Source organism: Sphaerisporangium sp. NPDC005289 (assembly GCF_040607455.1).
GTDB lineage: Bacteria > Actinomycetota > Actinomycetes > Streptosporangiales > Streptosporangiaceae > Sphaerisporangium > Sphaerisporangium rhizosphaerae.
On sequence record NZ_JBEXGS010000009.1, the window covers coordinates 161,382 to 179,739 of the forward strand.

Below are 18,358 nucleotides of genomic sequence, written 5' to 3' on the forward strand. Positions count from 1 at the left end.
GGTCAGGGGCGCCAGAGGGAGACGGCCATCGCCTCGACGGCGATCTGGGGGTTGACGTTGGCGGCCAGTCGCTCGCGACAGAGCATGATCGCGTCGATGCGCCGCAGGGTGTCCTCGGGCGGGCTCGACCGCGCCAGCGCGACCAGGTCGGCCCTGCGGTCTTCGGTGGACAGTTCCACCTCGGCCTCGAACTGGACGGCCAGGACGTCGCGGTAGAAGGCGACCAGGTCCAGCAGGGCGACGTCGAGCGAGTCGCGCTTGATGCGCGTCGCGCGCGACTTCTGCCGGTCCTCCAGCTCCTTGATCGCCCCGGCGCCGCCGCGCACCAGCCCCCTGTTGAGGCCCTTGCCCGACGAGCCCTCGCCGTAGATCTTGCGCAGCTCGGTGGTCTCGGCCTCGTTGAGGTGCGCGGTGGCCTCCTCGGCGTCCTCGGCGGAGGTCTTGACCAGGCGTTCGGCGGCGTCGACGCACTCGCCGACGCCGGTGAGCGAACGCGGCAGCGACAGGACGGCCTCGCGCCGGCGCCGTACCTCCTCGTCCAGGGCCAGCCGCCGCGCCCGGCCGGTGTGCCCCTGGGTGGCCCGCGCGGCGAACTCCGCCACCTCGGGCGCGACACCGTCGCGCGTGGCCAGGACGTGCGCGACGGCCGCCGTCGAAGGCGTGAGCAGGGTGACCACCCGGCACCGGGACCGGATCGTGATCACCATGTCGTCCGGGGACGGTGCGCACAGCAGCCACACCGTGCGCGGCGGCGGCTCCTCGATGGCCTTGAGCAGCGCGTTGGCGGCGGCCTCGGTGGAGCGGTCGGCGTCCTCGAACAGGATGACGCGCCACCGGCCGAGCGTCGGGGCGCCCGCCGCGCGGAGCACGAGCTCGCGCGTCTGCTTGACGCTGTACGACAGCCCTTCGGGCCGCACGGTCTCGACGTCGGGGTGGGAGCCGATGGCGACCTGGTGACACAGGTCGCAGTGGCCGCAGCCCTGGTCGGGACAGAGCAGCGCCGCGGCGAACGCCCTGGCGGCCTCCGAACGGCCCGACCCGGGGGGACCGGTGAACAGCCAGGCGTGCGTCATGCCGGCGCCGCGCCCTCCCGCGAGGGCCTCGGCGGCGGCCGCGGCGGCACGTCCGAGAACGTCCGCAGCCTCGTCCTGGCCGACCAGGTCGTCGAAGACCGTCACGCAGGCAAGACTAGTCGCGGATGGCGGGCATCGTGCCGGTGATGGCCTCGGTCTCCTGGGGGACCGGGTCGGGCAGGATCTCCCGGACGCGGTCCTGGATCAGCAGGGAGATCTCCTGCTGCGTGCGCTGCCCGTCCACGACGAGGTAGCGGTCGGGCTCGGCGGCGGCCAGCGCGCGGAACTCCCGGCGCACCCGCTCGTGGAACTCCAGCGGCTCGGCCTCGATGCGGTCGGCCGGCGAGACCATGCGCGTCAGCCCCACCGACGGCGGCACGTCGATCAGCACGGTCAGGTCGGGGACCAGCCCGCTGGTGGCCCAGGAGTTCACCTTGGCGACGTCCTGCTGGTCGAGCTCGCGCCCGGCTCCCTGGTAGGCGAGCGAGGAGTCGACGTACCGGTCGCAGACGACCATCGCCCCGCGGTGCAGGGCGGGCCGGATGACCTTCTCGACGTGCTCGGCGCGGTCGGCCGCGTACAGCAGGGTCTCCGACCGCGCGGACAGCCCCTGGTGCGCCGAGTCGAGCAGGATGGCCCGCAGCCGCATGCCGACCTTGGTGGAGCCCGGCTCGCGGGTCTGCACCACGTCGAAGCCCTGGTCGCGCAGCCAGATGGCGATCAGCCGCGACTGGGTGGTCTTGCCCGACCCCTCGCCGCCCTCGAAGGCGATGAACAGGCCGTGCGACAGCTCGGCGGGTTCGGACACGTACCGCTCGCCGCGGAAGGCGGCCATCAGGTCGGAGGTGATGGACACCTCGCGCCGGTCGTCCATGTGGCGCAGCGCGAGCGCGCCGACGACGATCGCGACGAACGCCCCGATGAGCATGACGAGGTTCGGACCGTCGAAGTGGTAGTCCAGGTGGGCGCCGAGCGTGATGACGTGGGTGCCGAACACGCCGGCGAGGGCCGGGGCGACGGCGACCACGAGCAGCAGGGTCACCCGGGCCATGGACTGCAGGAAGGAGAAGGTGCGGCCGCGGATGCCGTCCTCGACCTCCAGGCCGATGAGCGTGTACCCGATGATCCAGGCGATGCCCGCGCAGGCGCCGAGCACGACGACCAGCATGACGACGATGACCAGGTTGTGGATGAGCGCGGTGCCGGCCAGCACGACGCCGGCCGTGACGATCGCCAGCCCGAACAGGCGCCGCCGCGACAGCTCGCGCAGCAGCCGGGGGCCGAAGAAGATGCCGGACGCCATGCCGAGGAAGACGGCGGCGAAGACCGTGCCGTACGCGGCGTCCCCGCCGCCGAGCGCCACGACGTACACCTTGGCGACGCCGATGACCGCCCCGCCCGCGGCGAACGCGCCGAGCATCCCGATGACCAGCCCGCGGACCATGCGGTTGCCGCCGACGAAGCGCCAGCCGTCGACGATCTGCCGCAGCACCGACGGGGTGGCGACCGCGGCGGTGTGACCCTTGGGGATGCTGCGGAGCGTGAAGATCAGGAACGCGGAGACCAGGTAGGCCAGGGCGTTGACGATGAGCGCGGGGTGGGCGGGCTCCAGGACCATGCTCGGGACCGCCTTGCCGAGCACCTCGACACTGACCGACAGCACGGCGAACAGCGCCGCGGCCACCGGCGCGGTGCCGTAGGTGACCAGCAGATTGAGCTGGTTGGCCTCCTCCAGGCGGTCCTTGGGCACGAGGTTCGGGACGGTGGCGTCCTTGGCGGGCACCCAGAACAGGTTCACGCACTCGACGAGGAACGTCGCGATGATGATCCACTGGTAGCTGCCGACCAGCGGGATCGACAGCACGAGCGCGAAGCGCGCGAGGTCGGCCAGGAACATGGTGAGGCGCCGGTCGAACCGGTCGGCGAACGCGCCCGCGAGCGGCCCCAGCACGATGGCGGGCAGCATCTTGACGACGAAGACGCCGCCGATGGCGAGGCTCTGCGCCTTGTACCCCGCCCCCTGGGTCAGGTACGCCGCGAACGCGGTGATCGCGATGATGTTGAGCCAGTCACCCAGGCTGCACACCGCCATGGCCGTCCACAGCCGGCGGAAGGGGGCGTTCGCCAGCACGTGGGGAGGTCTGCGACGCGAGGCGGACCGGCCGGAGGTGGTCATGATGTCAGCGTATCCAGGTGCTCGCTGGGCATGGGGCGGATCGAACGCAAGACGGATTCGCCCGCGTGGTCCTCACCTGAGGGTATTACCAGTCCCTGCCCCTCGCAGGAAAGATGTGGCGAAAAGTAGGACAGGTTCCTGGTTCCACGAGCGCGGACCCGGCCCCGCCCGGCGCGTGCGGTCGATCGCCGGATGATCTCACAGGCACCGGATGGCACTCAGGCCACTCAAGTGTCACCTCTGCGCCACAGAGGGCCTCCCGCGACCTGCATGCCGCTCCCGGAGTGGGAGAAATCGCCCGCTCCGGAGGTACGTACGGCACATCTCGGGCAGCCTCCCCACGGTGAACAGACACTCGCCTCGAGATGACGTTCTCCCGAACGTGTGCGCCCGCCGGGCGGACGTCGGCGGCCTCCAGGCTTTGCCGACCCGGACGCGTTCCCGCGCCGGCCACGGGGAACGGGATGCCGAGGAGGCGCCGGCCGGCCTTCCCTGCCGTCGATAAAAGGGGCGCCCCTGCTGACGGGCGCGCTCTTGCCAAGGCTAAGGTAAGTCTGTCCTAATTTAGGTAAGGCTAAGCAAGCGTCGAGGAGCAGCGGTGTTCGCCAGTTATCTCATCGGTCTTCGAGAGGGCCTTGAGGCGACCCTTGTCGTGTCGATCCTTGTCGCTTTCCTCGTCAAGAGCGACCGGCGGGAACGGCTGCCGCTCGTGTGGGCCGGGGTCGCCGCCGCCGTCGCGCTGTCGGTGGCCTTCGGCGCGTTGCTCACCTTCACCGCCGCCAACCTCGACTCGCGCTCGCACGAGTTCTTCGACGCGATCGCCTCGCTGGCCGCCACCGTCTTCGTCACCTTCATGATCTTCTGGATGCGGACGGCGGCCCGCCGCATGTCCGGCGACCTGCGCGCCAAGCTGACCGAGGCGCTCAACCTCGGCGCGACCGCCGTCGTCGTGATGGCCTTCCTCGCGGTGGCGCGCGAGGGCCTCGAAACCGCGCTGCTCTTCTTCGCCGCCGCACAGGGCGCCACCACCAGCGCGTCCCCGCTGATCGGCATCTGCCTGGGCCTGCTCACCGCCGTCGTGCTCGGCTGGGCCCTGTACGCGAGCGCGCTGCGCATCAACCTGACCAAGTTCTTCACCTGGACCGGCCTGTTGCTGATCATCGTGGCGGCCGGCATCTTCAAGTACGGCGTCCACGACCTCATCGAGTCCGGCGTGGTGCAGGTTCTGACCGCTCCCGCGTTCGACCTGTCCGGCGCCCTTCCCCCGGACGCCTGGTACACCACGCTGCTGAGCGGCATGTTCAACTTCACCCCGCAGCCCACCATCCTCGAGACGATCGCCTGGGTCGCCTACCTCGTGCCGGTGCTGGTGCTGTTCCTCGTGCCGCCCCGCAAGAAGGACGCCTCCCGCGCGCCGTCCGCGACGCCCGCGTCCACCTCCTCGTGACGCTCCCATGATCAGACGCCATCTCATGAACAGACGTTCCTGCCGCGCCGCGTCCCGGCCGCACCACCTCGACCATCTCTGGAGAATCATGCGCACCCCCCTCGTCCTCACCGCCGGCGCGCTGGCCTTGGCGGGGCTCACCGCGTGTTCCTCGACGGGCGGCGGCGCGGACACCTCCGCCCAGGCAGGGGGAAAGCCGGGCAAGATCAGCGTCGCCGCCTCCGACACCGACTGCAAGGTCTCGGCCACCGACCTGCCCGCCGGCACCTCGACCTTCGCGGTGACCAACGGCGGCACCAAGGTCACCGAGTTCTACGTCTACGCGGCCGGCGACCGCGTCATGGGCGAGGTGGAGAACGTCGTCCCCGGCCTCACCCGTGAGGTCCTCATCGAACTGCCCGCCGGCACCTACGAGACCGCCTGCAAGCCGGGCATGATCGGCAAGGGCATCCGCAACCCGCTCAAGGTGAGCGGCGCCGCCGCGCCGCTCAGCGGCGACGCCAAGCTCGCCCAGGCCACCACCGACTATCAGCGGTACGTCAAGAGCCAGGCCGGCACGCTGCTCACCAAGACCCAGGAGTTCGTGGACGCCGTGAAGGCGGGCGACATGGACAAGGCCAAGAAGCTGTTCCCGGTCGCGCGGACGTACTGGGAGCGCATCGAACCGGTCGCCGAGAGCTTCGGCGACCTCGACCCCGCCATCGACGCCCGCGAGGGCGACCTGGCCAAGGGCGAGGAGTGGACCGGGTTCCACAAGATCGAGAAGGATCTGTGGATCACCAAGGACATCAGCAAGGACGGCCCCGTCGCCGACAAGCTGATGGCGGACGTGAAGAAGATCGTCGAGCTGGCCTCGTCGGAGAAGGTGCCGCCGCTCAAGCTCGCCAACGGCGCCAAGGAGCTCCTCGACGAGGTCGCCACCGGGAAGATCACCGGCGAGGAGGACCGCTACTCCCACACCGACCTGTGGGACTTCGCCGCCAACCTCGAAGGCTCGCAGGCCGCGGTCGCCGCGCTGCGCCCCGTCCTGGACGAGCGCGACCCCGCCCTGGCCAAGACCCTGGACGAGAAGTTCGCCGCCGCCGAGGCGACGCTGGAGAAGCACCACGACGGCGACGGCTGGAAGCTGCACACCGACCTGTCCAAGGAAGACCTCAAGGAGCTCTCCGACGCGATCAACGCGCTGGCCGAGCCGATCAGCAGGGTCGCCGCGGTGGTGGCCAAGTGACGCGCGTTCGCCGCCGCCGCGCGCGGGCAGGAGAGGTCCGATGACGCAGATGAACCGGCGCAGGCTGCTCGGCATCGGCGCGGCGGGCGTCGCGGCCGCCGGCGCGGGCGCGCTCGCCACCCGCGGCGTGATGGAAGGGCCCGCCCCCGCGGCCGCCGCCTCCACCTCCGACCCGGTGTCCTTCTACGGCGAGCACCAGGCCGGCATCGTCACGCCCGCGCAGGACCGCCTGCACTTCGTGAGCTTCGACGTCATCACCAAGAATCGCGCCGAGCTCGTCGACCTCCTGCAGGAGTGGACGGCCGCGGCCGCGCGGATGGCCCAGGGCAAGGACGCCGGGACGTTCGGCGCGGTCGGCGGCGCCGTGGAGGCCCCGCCCGACGACACCGGCGAGGCACTGGGTCTGCCCGCGTCCGGGCTGACGATCACCATCGGCTTCGGGCCCTCCCTGTTCGACGACCGGTTCGGCCTGGCCGCCAAGAAGCCCGCCGCGCTGGCCGACCTGCCGAAGTTCCCCGGCGAGGACCTGCGGCCGGAGATCTCCGGCGGCGACATCTGCATCCAGGCGTGCGCCCACGACCCGCAGGTCGCCGTGCACGCGGTGCGCAACCTCGCCCGCATCGGCTTCGGGAAGGTGTCGGTCCGCTGGTCCCAGCTCGGCTTCGGCCGCACGTCCTCCACCTCGCGCGCCCAGGCCACCCCGCGCAACCTCATGGGCTTCAAGGACGGGACCGCGAACCTCAAGCTGGAGGACGCCGCCCTGCTGCGCGACCAGCTCTGGGTGGCCCCCGGGGACGGCCCCGCGTGGATGGCCGGCGGCAGCTACATGGTGACCCGTAAGATCCGCATGAACATCGAGACCTGGGACCGGACCTCGCTGTCCGAGCAGCAGGACATCTTCGGCCGCGACAAGGGCGAGGGCGCGCCGCTGGGCAAGAAGAAGGAGTTCGACCAGCTCGACTTCGCGGCCAAGAAGCCCGACGGCACGCCGATGATCCCGATGGACTCCCACGTCCGGCTCGCGCACCCGTCCACGCACGGGAACGCCCACCTGCTGCGCCGGGGCTACAACTACGTGGACGGCTCCGACGGGCTCGGACGGCTCGACGCGGGGCTGTTCTTCATCGCCTACCAGCGCGACCCGCACAAGCAGTTCGTGCCGATCCAGATGGAACTGGCGCGCAAGGACAAGCTGAACGAGTACATCAAGCATGTCTCCAGCGCCCTGTTCGCCTGCCCTCCCGGCCTGCGCGACGCCGGCGACTACTGGGGCCGCACCCTGTTCGGCTGAGCCCCGCAGCGTTCGCCTGAGCCCGCCGCGCCCGCCGTGGCCCCGCGAAGGAGCCCGGCTTGCGCGGCGCGGGCGTCCACCGGGGCCGCGAACGAGACCGGGGCGCCGCCGTATCGGCGACGCCCCGCTCACACATCCCGGTATCTCACGACTTGGCTCCGGCCTTCGCCCCCGCCTTGGCCCGCGGGCGCTTAGGCGCCGGGCCCCGGGCGCGGCGCTCGGCCAGCAACTCGGCGGCACGCTCGATCGTGATCTGCTCCACCGAGTCGTCCTTGCGCAGCGACGCGTTGGTCTCGCCGTCGGTCACGTACGGGCCGAAACGGCCCTCCTTGACCACGACCGGCTGCTTGGAGACCGGGTCCACGCCGAGCTCACGCAGCGGCGGAGCGGCGGCCGCACGGCCCCTGCCCCGCGTCTTGGGCTGCGCGAACAGCTCTTTGGCCTGGTCGATCGTGACCGTGAACAGCTCGTCCTCCGAGGCCAGCGACCGGGAGTCCGTCCCCTTCTTGATGTAGGGGCCGAACCTGCCGTTCTGCGCCGTGACCTCCTCGCCGTCGATCTCGCCCAGCGCGCGCGGCAGCGACAGCAGCTTCAGCGCGTCGTCCAGCGTGATCGTGTCCAGCGACATGGACTTGAGCAGCGACCCCGTGCGCGGCTTGGCGACGTCCTTCTTCGCCTTCCGCTTGGCGCCCTCGGCGGGCGGCGGCTCCTCCTCGGGCAGGATCTCGGTCACGTACGGGCCGAAACGCCCGGACTTCGCGACGATCACCCGCCCGGTGGCCGGGTCGACGCCGAGCTGACGCTCGCCGCTCGGCTGGGTGAACAGCTCCTCGGCCCTGTCGGCGGTGAGCTCGTCGGGCGCGAGATCCTCGGGGACGTTGACGCGGGCGCCGTCCCGGTCCAGGTACGGCCCGTACCGGCCGACCCGGATGACGATGTCGGTGCCCTTGATCGGGAAGGAGCTGATCTCACGCGCGTCGATCTCGCCGAGGTCGCTGACCAGCTCCTTCAGCCCGTCGTCACCCTGGTCGCCGTAGTAGAACCGGCGCAGCTCGGGCACCCGCTCGGCGCGGGCGTTGGCGATGTCGTCGAGGACCTTCTCCATCTCGGCGGTGAAGTCGTAGTCGACCAGATTGCCGAAGTGCCGCTCGAGGAGGTTGACCACGGCGAAGGCCAGGAACGACGGCACCAGCGCCGTCCCCTTCTTGAAGACATACCCCCGGTCGAGGATCGTCCCGATGATCGACGCGTACGTCGACGGGCGCCCGATCTCGCGGTCCTCAAGCTCCTTGACCAGCGAGGCCTCGGTGAAGCGGGCCGGCGGGCGGGTCGAGTGGCCCTCGGCCTCCAGCTCCAGCGCCGTCAGCGCGTCGCCCTGGGCGAGGTTGGGCAGGCGGCTGACCGAGTCGTCACGGTCGGTCGAGGGGTCGTCGGCCCCCTCCACGTACGCCTTGAGGAAGCCGTAGAAGGTGATCGTCCGGCCGGAGGCGCTGAACTCGGCCTTCTCGCCGGTGCTGGAGGTGCCGGCGATGCGGACGCTCACCGACTCGCCGACGGCGTCCTTCATCTGGGAGGCCACCGTGCGCTGCCAGATCAGCTCGTACAGGCGGAACATGTCACCGCTGAGGCCGGTCTCCCCCGGCGTGCGGAACTCGTCCCCGGAGGGCCTGATCGCCTCGTGGGCCTCCTGGGCGTTCTTCACCTTGCTCGCGTACACCCTGGGCTTGTCCGGGACGTACTGCGCGCCGTACAGCCGCCCCGCCTGGCTCCTGGCGGCGGCCAGCGCGGTCTCCGACAGCGTGGTGCTGTCGGTACGCATATAGGTGATGTAGCCGTTCTCGTAGAGCTTCTGGGCCACCTGCATCGTGTACTTGGCCGAGAAGCCGAGCTTGCGGCTGGCCTCCTGCTGCAACGTGGTCGTGCGGAACGGCGCGTACGGCCGGCGCGTGTACGGCTTGCTCTCGACCGACGTGACCGCGTAGGAGGAGTTCTCCAAGCGCTGCGACAGGGCGCGGGCGGCCTGCTCGTCGAGGTGCAGGACCTCGGCGCTCTTGAGCGTGCCGGTGCTGGCGAAGTCGCGGCCCTGGGCGACCTTGCGGCCGTCCAGGGAGGTCAGGGTCGCGCCGAAGCTGCGCGGGTCCTCGTCGCGGCCGATGTCGAACAGCGCGCGCAGGTCCCAGTAGTCGGCCGAGGTGAAGGCGATGCGCTCGCGCTCGCGCTCCACGACCAGCCTGGTGGCGACCGACTGCACGCGGCCGGCCGACAGGCGCGGCTTGACCTTCTTCCACAGGACGGGGCTGACCTCGTAGCCGTAGAGGCGGTCGAGGATGCGCCGGGTCTCCTGGGCGTCCACCAGGCGCAGGTTGAGGGCGCGCGGATTCGACACCGCGTCCTGGATGGCCTGCGGCGTGATCTCGTGGAACACCATGCGGTGCACGGGCACCTTCGGCTTGAGCACCTCCTGGAGGTGCCAGGCGATGGCCTCGCCCTCGCGGTCCTCGTCGGTGGCGAGGTAGAGCTCGTCGGCGTCCTTGAGCAGCTGCTTGAGCTTGGAGACCTGCGACTTCTTGTCCGGGTTGACGACGTAGAGCGGCTCGAACTCGTTGTCCACGTTGACCCCGAGCCTGGCCCATGCCTCGCCCTTGAACTTTTCGGGGATGTCGTCGGCCTTTTCGGGCAAATCTCGAATGTGGCCGATGCTGGACTCCACGATGTAGCCGCGCCCGAGGTACCCGGCGATCGTCTTCGCCTTCGCAGGCGACTCCACGATCACCAGGCGGGTTCCGCCGGCGTTGCCGTTCTTGGCTGGCACGCTGCTTCCTACCTCGCTGTTCGCTGTCATTCCCCTGCCGATCCCGCACCGCCCGCCGTGGGAGGCGGGCCGATGTGATCCGTCACAGGCATGAAGGTAACCCGCCGCCGGAAACTTCTCCCCGTCGGACTACCCGGTCACTTACCGGTGTTCCACCTACCTGGACCCGATACCCACGAGGACGCAGAATAGAGCCCAGAGAGTGCCAGCGTCCCCTTGCACACCCTTCGGAGACTAACCGCTGTGCTCGAGTACTCCTATTTGGACCTGTATCTGCCACGCGGGACCAGCCGCGAAGCCGCCCGGCGCGTGCTGACCGAACACGCCGAATACGGACACTGGGAGCTGGACCGCCTGCGGTTGTATCCCGATGGCCGCCGCCATGTACGGCTGCGCCGCAAGATCCTGCGCGTGGCCAGCACCCTGTAGCCGCCGCCCAGGCAACTGTAACCCCCCGGCCACCGCCCCACTTCCCGTCACACCGTCCCGGGAAGAACCACCACCCCCGAACACAGCGCCACCGACCCACCCCCTGGACACCGATCGCCCTCCGAACACGGCTCCCCCCACCCCCTGATCACCCCTGGTACAGGCCGACACCCCAACCAGGCGCTCCCCGCCCACACCCTGTGAACCGACCACCCACCGAACATTGCTTTCCTCCCACACCTGATACCGGTCGAACATCGCCTGTCCCACCCACACCCGGTGACCGACCGCCCACCGAACACGGTTCTACCGAGGATCGACCGGCGTCCGGACATGGCTTTGCCCGTCCCGGGCCGCGCCCCCGGAACGGGCAAAGCTTCTGTGCCTCACCGCGCGAGTCCGGCACGATGACCGGGCACCGTGGCCGCTCTCGCGGACGGCGAGGCGTCTGTGGCTCCGCCGGACGCCTGGTCCGTTACGGAGTGTCTGGGAAGCGAGCCCGGAGTGATCAGCGGACGCTGAAACCGTTGCCGCTCACCCCGGACACCGCCCCACAGTGATCACCGGACGGTGGGACCGCCCCCCGATCACCCCGGCGACCGGGTCTGGGGGTGACCAACGGACGGTGGCACCGCCATCGATCACCCCACGGCCGCGTCCGGCGTCCTCTCCTAAGGTGATCAACGGACGGCGGGACCGCCGCCGGTCACCTCCGGCGCAGGCGCAGACGTCGGGTGCCCGCGAAGAGCGTGGCGGAGGCCGCGAACAGGGCGCCGGCCAGCAGGGCGACCAGCGAGCCGGAGTTCATGCCCGTCAGGCCCACCGGCTGCTCGGCGCTCATCAGGCCCGGGTTGATGGGCAGCTCGCGCGCCGCCTTGCCGTCGACGACGCCGCCGACCGGCGTGGACGACACGGCCTCGCCCACGGGGCTGTTCGCCACCACGCCCGTGACCTGCTCCAACGGCCCGCCGCCGCCCTCACGAGCACCACCCGGCAGGGTCGGCAGCAGCGGCAGGGGGTCGGCCTTCGGCGGCACGCCGGCGGGCCCGGACGGCCGCCGCATCATCGTCCCGCTCTGCCCGGGCAGGGACGGCACCAGCGGCAGCTCGGGCAGCAGCCCGAGCCCCGCCGCCTTGGCGCCGGCGACCTGGCCGGAGCTGTGCGCCATGTACGCCGGCCCGCAAGGCACGGGCACCCGCTGGCACGGCTCGCCGCCACCGACGCGGGCGCCGCCCAGGCACCCGGCGGCGGCGTCGCCCAGGACGGCGACGGCGTTGCCGCAGACGTTCACCGGCGCGGTGATCGGAGCCACGATCTGGTTGCCGCCCAGGACGCTGTGCCGCCCGTCGGTGAGGTTGCCGCCCGCGCCGCGACCGGCGCCGCCCTTCACCGAAGTGCCGCCGCGGCAGCCCGCGAAGGCCTCGCCGATCACGGCGACGGCGTTGCCGCAGACGTTCACCGGCGCGGTGATCGGAGCCACGATCTGGTTGCCACCCAGGACCGAGCCGTACCCGGAGGTGCGGTTGCCGCCCGCGCCGCCCTGCCCGGCGGGACGGGCCGTGGCGCCGCCGGGGCACCCCGCGTTGCCGTTGCCGACGGCGTTGCCGCAGACGTTGATCGGCGCGGTGATCGGAGCCACGATCTGGTTGCCGCCCAGGACGCTGTGCCGTCCGTCGGTGAGGTTGTGGCCGGCGCCCGAGCCGGGACGCGGGCCGTGCCCGTTGTAGCCGTTGCCGCCGTGGCCGCCCTTGACGTGGGCGCCGCCCTGGCAGCCGGAGAACGCCCCGCCGATCAGGGCGACCGAGTTGCCGCAGATGTTGACCGGCGCGGTGATGGGGGCGACGATCTGGTTGCCGCCGAGGACCGAGCCGTGCCCGGAGGTGCGGTTGCCGCCCGCGCCGCGACCGGCGCCGCCCCCGACGACCGACGCGCCGCCCTTGCATCCCGCCGTGGCCTCGCCGAAGATCGCCACGGCGTTGCCGCAGGCGTTGATGGGGGCCGTGATCGGCGCGTTGATCTGGTTGCCGCCCAGCACGCTGTGCCGGCCGTCGGTCCTGTTACCGCCCGCGCCGCCGCCGGCGTTCTTCACCGTCGCACCGCCCCGGCAGCCCGCGTCCGAGCGGCCCACGAGAGAGACGGCGTTGCCGCAGGCGTTGATGGGGGCCGTGATCGGCGCGTTGACCTGGTTGCCGCCCAGCACGCTGCCACGGCCCGAGGTGGTGCCCTGGATGCCGGCGGACCCGGAGCCTCCCTGGACGGACGAACCGCCGCGGGACGAGGCCGAGGACTCGCCGATCACGCCGACGGCGTTGCCGCTGATGTCGATGGGGAGGGTGATGGGAAGGTTCACCTGGTTGCCGCCGCCCACCGAGCCGGTGCCGGAGGTGTCGGCCACGGCGGTGCCGCTGCCCAGAGCCATGACGCCGACCGCGAGAAGAGCCGCGGGGGCAGAACCCTTCGCCCACGTACGCATAACAGATCGCTCCTTGGTTCTTTGGGGGGAAGTACCTGACAGAGGTTTTTTGGGGGAAGTACCTAACGGACCGCGACGCACTCGGGACCATGCCGCCCGAGGCCTCGTAAGGCCCGGCCGCGCCACTCGACCGACCCGATCGGCCGCCCGCCGCCGTCCACCCGGACGAGCGATGGCCGGACGGCTACGAACGGAGCCGACCCGCCACCACCGTCCACACGGAACGCGCGGGAACCGGCCCCCTACGCACTCCGCGCGCAACTCGTGGGAACCTGACCGCTACGCACGTCCGCACGGAGATCGTGGGAACCGGACCGCTACGAGCAGACCCGCCCTCGCCGGCCGCGCTCGCACAGAACCGGCGGAGACCAGACCGGCGGGGACCGGACCGGCTTCTCGCGGAGCCGGGATCGAGCAGAGCCGGGATCGAGCAGAGCCGGGATCGAGCGCATCGGTGCGCGCCGGCCTCCGCCCCGACCGGCCCGATCCTGCGCCGACCACCTGGACGGTGGCGACGAGCGGGCCGATCGTGGCCTCCGCACCCACCTCACCCACAGCGCCCTCACCGGACCAAGAGGGCCGGACCACCGAGGTCACGCAGCAGTCGAGGAAGTTCGCGGAGCCGAGTTCGCGTGGACGAGCTCGTGGAGATCGCATGGTGGGCGGTGAGCCCGAGATCATCGCGATGCTGGGACTGACGTTTTCACCCGCGCGGAGCCGGCATGGTCACTCCCGCGACGGGGACCGACGGCACGCTCCGCGACCGGCCGGACGGCTGACGCCTCCGAGGCCGGCACAGCAGCGGGGTCAATCAGGAGAGAAAGAAGGGTCGTCCGCTACCGCGCGGACGACAGGGGCGAGCACACTCGCCATCTCGGCGGGCGCGACCGCGAGCCGCGGGTCGAAGACCGACCTCGCGACGTCCCCGAACCCCGACCCGAACGGACCCGAGCCGGGCCTGGGAACGAACCCGTTGGCCCCCGCCGAGTGGTCGGCGGTGGACGGCTGGGGAGACAGGGGCTTCGACTGGCTGGTGAGCCCGTCGACCATCCTGCCTGCCATCGCCCCGGCATCAGCCGGAGCGTCGACGCGCACCGTGGGGAAACCGCCGGCGGAGGCCGGCCCGGTGGCGACATGAGAGGTGGCGGAGCCATCGCCGCGCTCGGAAGTGACCCCACGGAGATCACCGCTCATGGGCGACCCCGCACGGCCCGTCCTGCGGACGGGATGACCCGCTGGAGCGTCATCAAGAAGATCATCGGCATCGACCAGACCATCGCCCTCGGCGAGACGGCCGACGCGCGCTCCGGCACCACCGGCCATGGCCGGATCACCGAGCACCGCCGGGTCCCCCGCCATCACAGGACGACCACGCCCAGCGACATCGGAGGTCCCAACCGACCGACCATGTCCCACAGCCCCGGCGACACCGGCCGGCCGGCCGTGTTCCACAGCACCGGCGGCTACCGCCTGATGACCGTGACCATATTCGACGGCCTTCGCCGACGGCACCTGTCTCACGGGGACGCGGGTTTCCGCGGCCACGGGACCGGCGCCGACGGCACCGAAGACGACACCCAGAAGCCAGCCGGCGGCGATCAGACCGCCGATGGCCACCAGGCGAACGAACCGGGAGCCGGCCACGAACCGTGCCATCCGGCCTTCCCGCGTCACGATCGCCTGGATCTGATCACCAGAAACGATCACGGGCACGCGACCGGTGACGGTGGGCGACTGAGCCCTCCGCCGATGTCCCGGCATGCGTGCCACGTGACCTCCTTGAACTCCTTGAACGCCCCGCTTTCGCAGGACGGACCCTGGAACCAGCCCCTCAACGGAGAGTCACGCTAGCAGCACTTGGAGTTATGGCAACGGTTTTCCGCGGAACACGTCAGCAGCCGTCCAAGAAACGGTCAAGAACTCGCACCCCGAACTTGAGCGAATCCACCGGAACCCGCTCATCGATGCCATGGAACATGCCAGAGAAGTCCAAGTCGGCGGGCAGCTTCAGCGGCGCGAACCCGAAGCCCCGGATCCCCATCCGGCTGAAGGCCTTGAGGTCCGTGCCTCCCGACAGCGTGTACGGCACGGCCCGCGCACCGGGATCCTCGGCCTGCAACGCGCCGGCCATCGCCCGCACGAGCGGCCCCTCGAACGCCGTCTCGACCGCGACGTCGTGATAGACGAACTCCCGGGTCACATTGGGCCCCAGCAGGTCGTCGATGGTGGCGAAGAACTCCTCCTCGTAGCCGGGCAGGAAGCGCCCGTCCACATGCGCCGTCGCGGTCTGGGGGATCACGTTGGCCTTGTAGCCGGCGTCGAGCATCGTCGGGTTGGCCGTGTTGCGCAGCGTCGCGCCGATCATGCGGGCCAGCGACCCGAGCTTGGCCACCGCCGCCTCGGCGTCATCGGCCTCCAGCTCGATCTCGAAGGCCTCCAGGAAGAAGCTGCGCACGGTCGGGGTCAGCCGCACCGGCCAGTCGTGACGCCCGATGCGCGCGACCGCCTCGGCCAGCTCGGTCACCGCGTTCTCGTCGTTGAGCATCGACCCGTGCCCGGCCCGGCCCGCGGCCCTGAGCGTCATCCAGGCGATGCCCTTCTCGGCCGCCTCGATCAGGTACAGCCTCCTGGCCTCGCCGACGGAGACGCTGAACCCGCCCACCTCGCCGATCGCCTCGGTGCACCCCTCGAACAGGTCACGGTGCTCGTTGGACAGCCACTGCGCACCATAGGTGCCGCCGGCCTCCTCGTCGGCCGTGAAAGCGAGCACCACATCGCGCGGCGGCCTGCGCCCCTCGCTGAGCCGCTGCCGGACGACCGCCAGGATCATGGCGTCCATGTCCTTCATGTCCACCGCGCCCCGGCCCCAGACGCACCCATCGGCGATCTCACCGCTCAGCGGGTGATGGGTCCAGTCGTCCGCGTTGAACGGGACCACGTCGAGGTGCCCGTGGAGCAGCAACGCCTCCCGCCCGGAGTCCTCACCCTCGATGCGGGCGATCACGTTGGCCCGCTTGTCGTCACTCTCGAGGATGCGCGGTTCCAGGCCGACCTCGGCCAGCTTCTCCGCGACGTACTCCGCGGCGGCCCTCTCTCCCGGGCCCGCGTTGTCCCCAGCGTTGGTCGAGTCGATGCGGATCAGGTCGCGGCACAGCTCTACGACCTCCTCCTCGCCGTTGAACGCGGTCATCCCCTGCTCCTTCGGTCAAGTACAGGCTGACACCCCCATCCTGCCGCCAAGGGGCACCTACCAGCATCTCCGGCATAGCGCATCCTCCCCTCCCGCTTACCGGTATGAAGGAGTGCCCGGAGTTTGCTAACCTAGTTCAGCCGACGCGGGAAGACGTTCCAACGTGCAGGCACCACTGTCCGGGTGGCGGAATAGGCAGACGCGCTAGCTTGAGGTGCTAGTGCCCTTTACGGGGCATGGGGGTTCAAGTCCCCCCTCGGACACCAACCTTGTGCACATGTGGAGGTCGGGAGAAATCCGGGCCTCCACTAGTTGTTTCTGGGGACGGAACGTCAGCCGCAGTCCGAGCTGGCGTAGACCTCGGCCTTGTCGGCCGGGTCGGCTTCCTGGAGCGAGCTTGCGGTCACACTCGGCGATCTTCTACCGTGCCGCTTCGGCAGCAGTGTCCGTACCGCCTTGCCCGTGCTCGGTGTGCGGACCAGCGGCTCACCTGCCTTCTCCGACCGGCGCGTCAGCCGAAGTCTTGGGCGCTCTGCGTCGGCGGCGAAGGCGGAAGCGGAAGCGGAACACAGCGATAAGGGCGACCTTCACCACGACGATGACCAGCACCGCATTGATGGCGAGACCGGCCCAGGGGGCAGTGGAGAGGAAGGTGCCGGCCAACCCAAGATGCAAGACGAGGACCAGCACCCCGGCGATCGCCACGATGATCCCCTGAATGCTCATGAGCACCCGAGGTATGCCTCGCCTGGCGGACGCCACCCCCTCGGCCTCCGCAGTCGGTACAGCCTCGTCCGTCCCGGGCCTGCTCCAGGTGACGACCAGTGGGTCACGGCGGCTGAACCTGTCGAGGTCGCGCGTGACGATGTCTCGGATCTCTCGCAGGCCGTTTTCGTCGGCGGCCTCGATGTTCACACTGAGCGCGTTCTCGTCGGCGCGCAGCACGCATCGGCCCCACGGAGTCAAGGTGACCGTGCCCTCTGTGTCGGACCATTGCGCGTCGATCCGCACGTCATGACTGCTCATCGCTCCATGGAGACGCATCCGCGGCACGTGGGCGCCCCGTCCGCCCATGGCGGTGGCGTGTTTGCAGAAGTGGACGAGATATCGGCTCGCACGCTCGGTTTCGATGTGGGCTTCCAGGCTTGGCATGGCACTCCCTTCGATCGGGCCGGCGAGGGAGGCGACCGGCACTCCCCGCAGGACGGACATCAACTCGACATCAGATCTATCGATACATATTGTCTATGTCAACATCACACTGTCTATAGCGGGGACGAGATGTATGATGGCGCGGTGCCGAAGCTGTGGAACGAGTCGATCGACGCGCATCGCGCGGCTGTGAAGGAGGCGGCCCTGGACGCCACGGCCGCCCTGGTGGCCGAGCGTGGGCTCGTCGCGCTGACGATGTCGCAGATCGCGGAGAAGGCCGGTATCGGACGGGCGACGCTGTACAAGTACTTCTCCGACGTGCAGGCTGTCCTCTTCGCCTGGCACGAGCGCCAGGTCGCCACACATCTGGACCAACTCGCCGCCGCCGCCGACCCCGCCGCGCAGGCCGGAGTACGACTGGAAGCCGTACTCCGGGCCTACGCGTTCATCCAGCACCACTCCGGTCGCCACGGCGGCGAACTTTCCGTGCTGCTCCATCACGGCGACCACGTCGACCGTGCGCGAAAGCACCTCCACGACTTCATCGAACAGCTGATCGTCGAAGGAACGCAGAGCGGTGACCTGCGCGATGACGTTCCCGCCGCCGAGTTGACCGGCTACTGTCTCCACGCTCTCACCGCGGCCGGCACGCTCACCGGACCCGACGCCGTCCACCGCCTCGTCGCCATCACAATGGCCGGACTGCGTCCTCAACAGCCGGCGCCGGCGGGGCCAGGCCGCAGCTGATCTTTGTGCACCTGACCGGTCAACGACGCAAAGCGGCCACGGCGCACCGATAGGCGACCGCATGGTCGGCACGTATTACTGCTTCTACAGCACGGTGTCCAAAGTCGAGATCGCAGCGGGCAACGTCCTCGCCGGCACCGCGCTCGACGCGGGCCGGAACTCGGGAGCACACAGCCTTCCGTGGTGGGGCCTGATGACGCTGGGCGCGGCGTGCGCCGTCAGCAGTACGACTGCTCGCCCGCAGCGGCAGGATGAACATTCTCCGCCGCCCAGTCCGCCAAGGCGCGATCCGCCGGATCCTCCGGTGGCGGGTAGTAGCTATTGAGATACCCGCTAGGCT

At 70.4% G+C, this 18,358-nt stretch carries 13 protein-coding genes and 1 tRNA gene; 7 read left to right on the plus strand and 7 right to left on the minus strand.

The window, feature by feature from the left end:
• Positions 1 to 2 precede the first annotated feature (2 nt).
• Positions 3 to 1,178 (minus strand): DNA polymerase III subunit delta', encoded by a 1,176-nt coding sequence (locus tag ABZT47_RS18045; protein WP_354842774.1) that lies wholly within the window; start codon positions 1,176 to 1,178, stop codon positions 3 to 5.
• A gap of 10 nt (positions 1,179 to 1,188) precedes the next feature.
• Positions 1,189 to 3,249: a dTMP kinase gene (gene tmk / locus ABZT47_RS18050; RefSeq protein ID WP_354842777.1), complete on the minus strand. Its 2,061-nt coding sequence runs from the start codon at positions 3,247 to 3,249 to the stop codon at positions 1,189 to 1,191.
• A gap of 598 nt (positions 3,250 to 3,847) precedes the next feature.
• Here tmk and efeU point away from each other — a divergent pair.
• The 3 genes from efeU to efeB all read left to right on the plus strand — a co-directional run bounded on the left by efeU (position 3,848) and on the right by efeB (position 7,215).
• Positions 3,848 to 4,696, plus strand: coding sequence for an iron uptake transporter permease EfeU (gene efeU / locus ABZT47_RS18055; RefSeq protein WP_354842780.1), 849 nt, complete (start codon positions 3,848 to 3,850; stop codon positions 4,694 to 4,696).
• Positions 4,697 to 4,784: 88 nt separating this feature from the next.
• A complete protein-coding gene (gene efeO / locus ABZT47_RS18060) occupies positions 4,785 to 5,924 on the plus strand; it encodes an iron uptake system protein EfeO (RefSeq protein WP_354842783.1) in 1,140 nt (379 codons plus the stop codon).
• 40 nt (positions 5,925 to 5,964) lie between these two features.
• Positions 5,965 to 7,215, plus strand: a complete 1,251-nt coding sequence (gene efeB, locus ABZT47_RS18065; protein ID WP_354842786.1) for an iron uptake transporter deferrochelatase/peroxidase subunit — start codon at positions 5,965 to 5,967, stop codon at positions 7,213 to 7,215.
• A 145-nt stretch (positions 7,216 to 7,360) separates the two neighbouring features.
• On the opposite strand, the gene topA is transcribed toward efeB, so the two are convergent.
• The gene (gene topA / locus ABZT47_RS18070; protein ID WP_354842789.1) at positions 7,361 to 10,057 is read right to left on the minus strand and encodes a type I DNA topoisomerase; all 2,697 of its coding nucleotides are present in this window, start codon (positions 10,055 to 10,057) and stop codon (positions 7,361 to 7,363) included.
• Positions 10,058 to 10,270: 213 nt separating this feature from the next.
• Between topA and ABZT47_RS18075 the strand changes: the two genes are divergently transcribed.
• On the plus strand, positions 10,271 to 10,456 hold the full coding sequence (locus ABZT47_RS18075; RefSeq protein WP_354842792.1) for a DUF5703 family protein: 186 nt from the start codon (positions 10,271 to 10,273) through the stop codon (positions 10,454 to 10,456).
• Positions 10,457 to 11,162: 706 nt separating this feature from the next.
• Here the strand turns inward: ABZT47_RS18075 and ABZT47_RS18080 are convergent.
• From ABZT47_RS18080 to ABZT47_RS18090, 3 genes are all read right to left on the minus strand, one after another.
• Complete coding sequence (locus ABZT47_RS18080; protein ID WP_354842795.1) at positions 11,163 to 12,929, minus strand: chaplin family protein; 1,767 nt, start codon at positions 12,927 to 12,929, stop codon at positions 11,163 to 11,165.
• An 807-nt stretch (positions 12,930 to 13,736) separates the two neighbouring features.
• Positions 13,737 to 14,699 (minus strand): hypothetical protein, encoded by a 963-nt coding sequence (locus ABZT47_RS18085; protein WP_354842798.1) that lies wholly within the window; start codon positions 14,697 to 14,699, stop codon positions 13,737 to 13,739.
• A gap of 121 nt (positions 14,700 to 14,820) precedes the next feature.
• Positions 14,821 to 16,119, minus strand: coding sequence for a M20/M25/M40 family metallo-hydrolase (locus tag ABZT47_RS18090; protein ID WP_354842801.1), 1,299 nt, complete (start codon positions 16,117 to 16,119; stop codon positions 14,821 to 14,823).
• Between the two features lie 177 nt (positions 16,120 to 16,296).
• Here ABZT47_RS18090 and ABZT47_RS18095 point away from each other — a divergent pair.
• Positions 16,297 to 16,385 (plus strand) — tRNA-Leu (locus tag ABZT47_RS18095).
• A gap of 220 nt (positions 16,386 to 16,605) precedes the next feature.
• Here the strand turns inward: ABZT47_RS18095 and ABZT47_RS18100 are convergent.
• On the minus strand, positions 16,606 to 17,271 hold the full coding sequence (locus tag ABZT47_RS18100) for a DUF2218 domain-containing protein (RefSeq protein WP_354842804.1): 666 nt from the start codon (positions 17,269 to 17,271) through the stop codon (positions 16,606 to 16,608).
• A gap of 144 nt (positions 17,272 to 17,415) precedes the next feature.
• Between ABZT47_RS18100 and ABZT47_RS18105 the strand changes: the two genes are divergently transcribed.
• A complete protein-coding gene (locus ABZT47_RS18105) occupies positions 17,416 to 18,018 on the plus strand; it encodes a TetR/AcrR family transcriptional regulator (RefSeq protein WP_354842806.1) in 603 nt (200 codons plus the stop codon).
• Between the two features lie 61 nt (positions 18,019 to 18,079).
• Positions 18,080 to 18,343, plus strand: a complete 264-nt coding sequence (locus tag ABZT47_RS18110) for a hypothetical protein (RefSeq protein WP_354842808.1) — start codon at positions 18,080 to 18,082, stop codon at positions 18,341 to 18,343.
• The last annotated feature ends 15 nt before the right edge of the window (positions 18,344 to 18,358 follow it).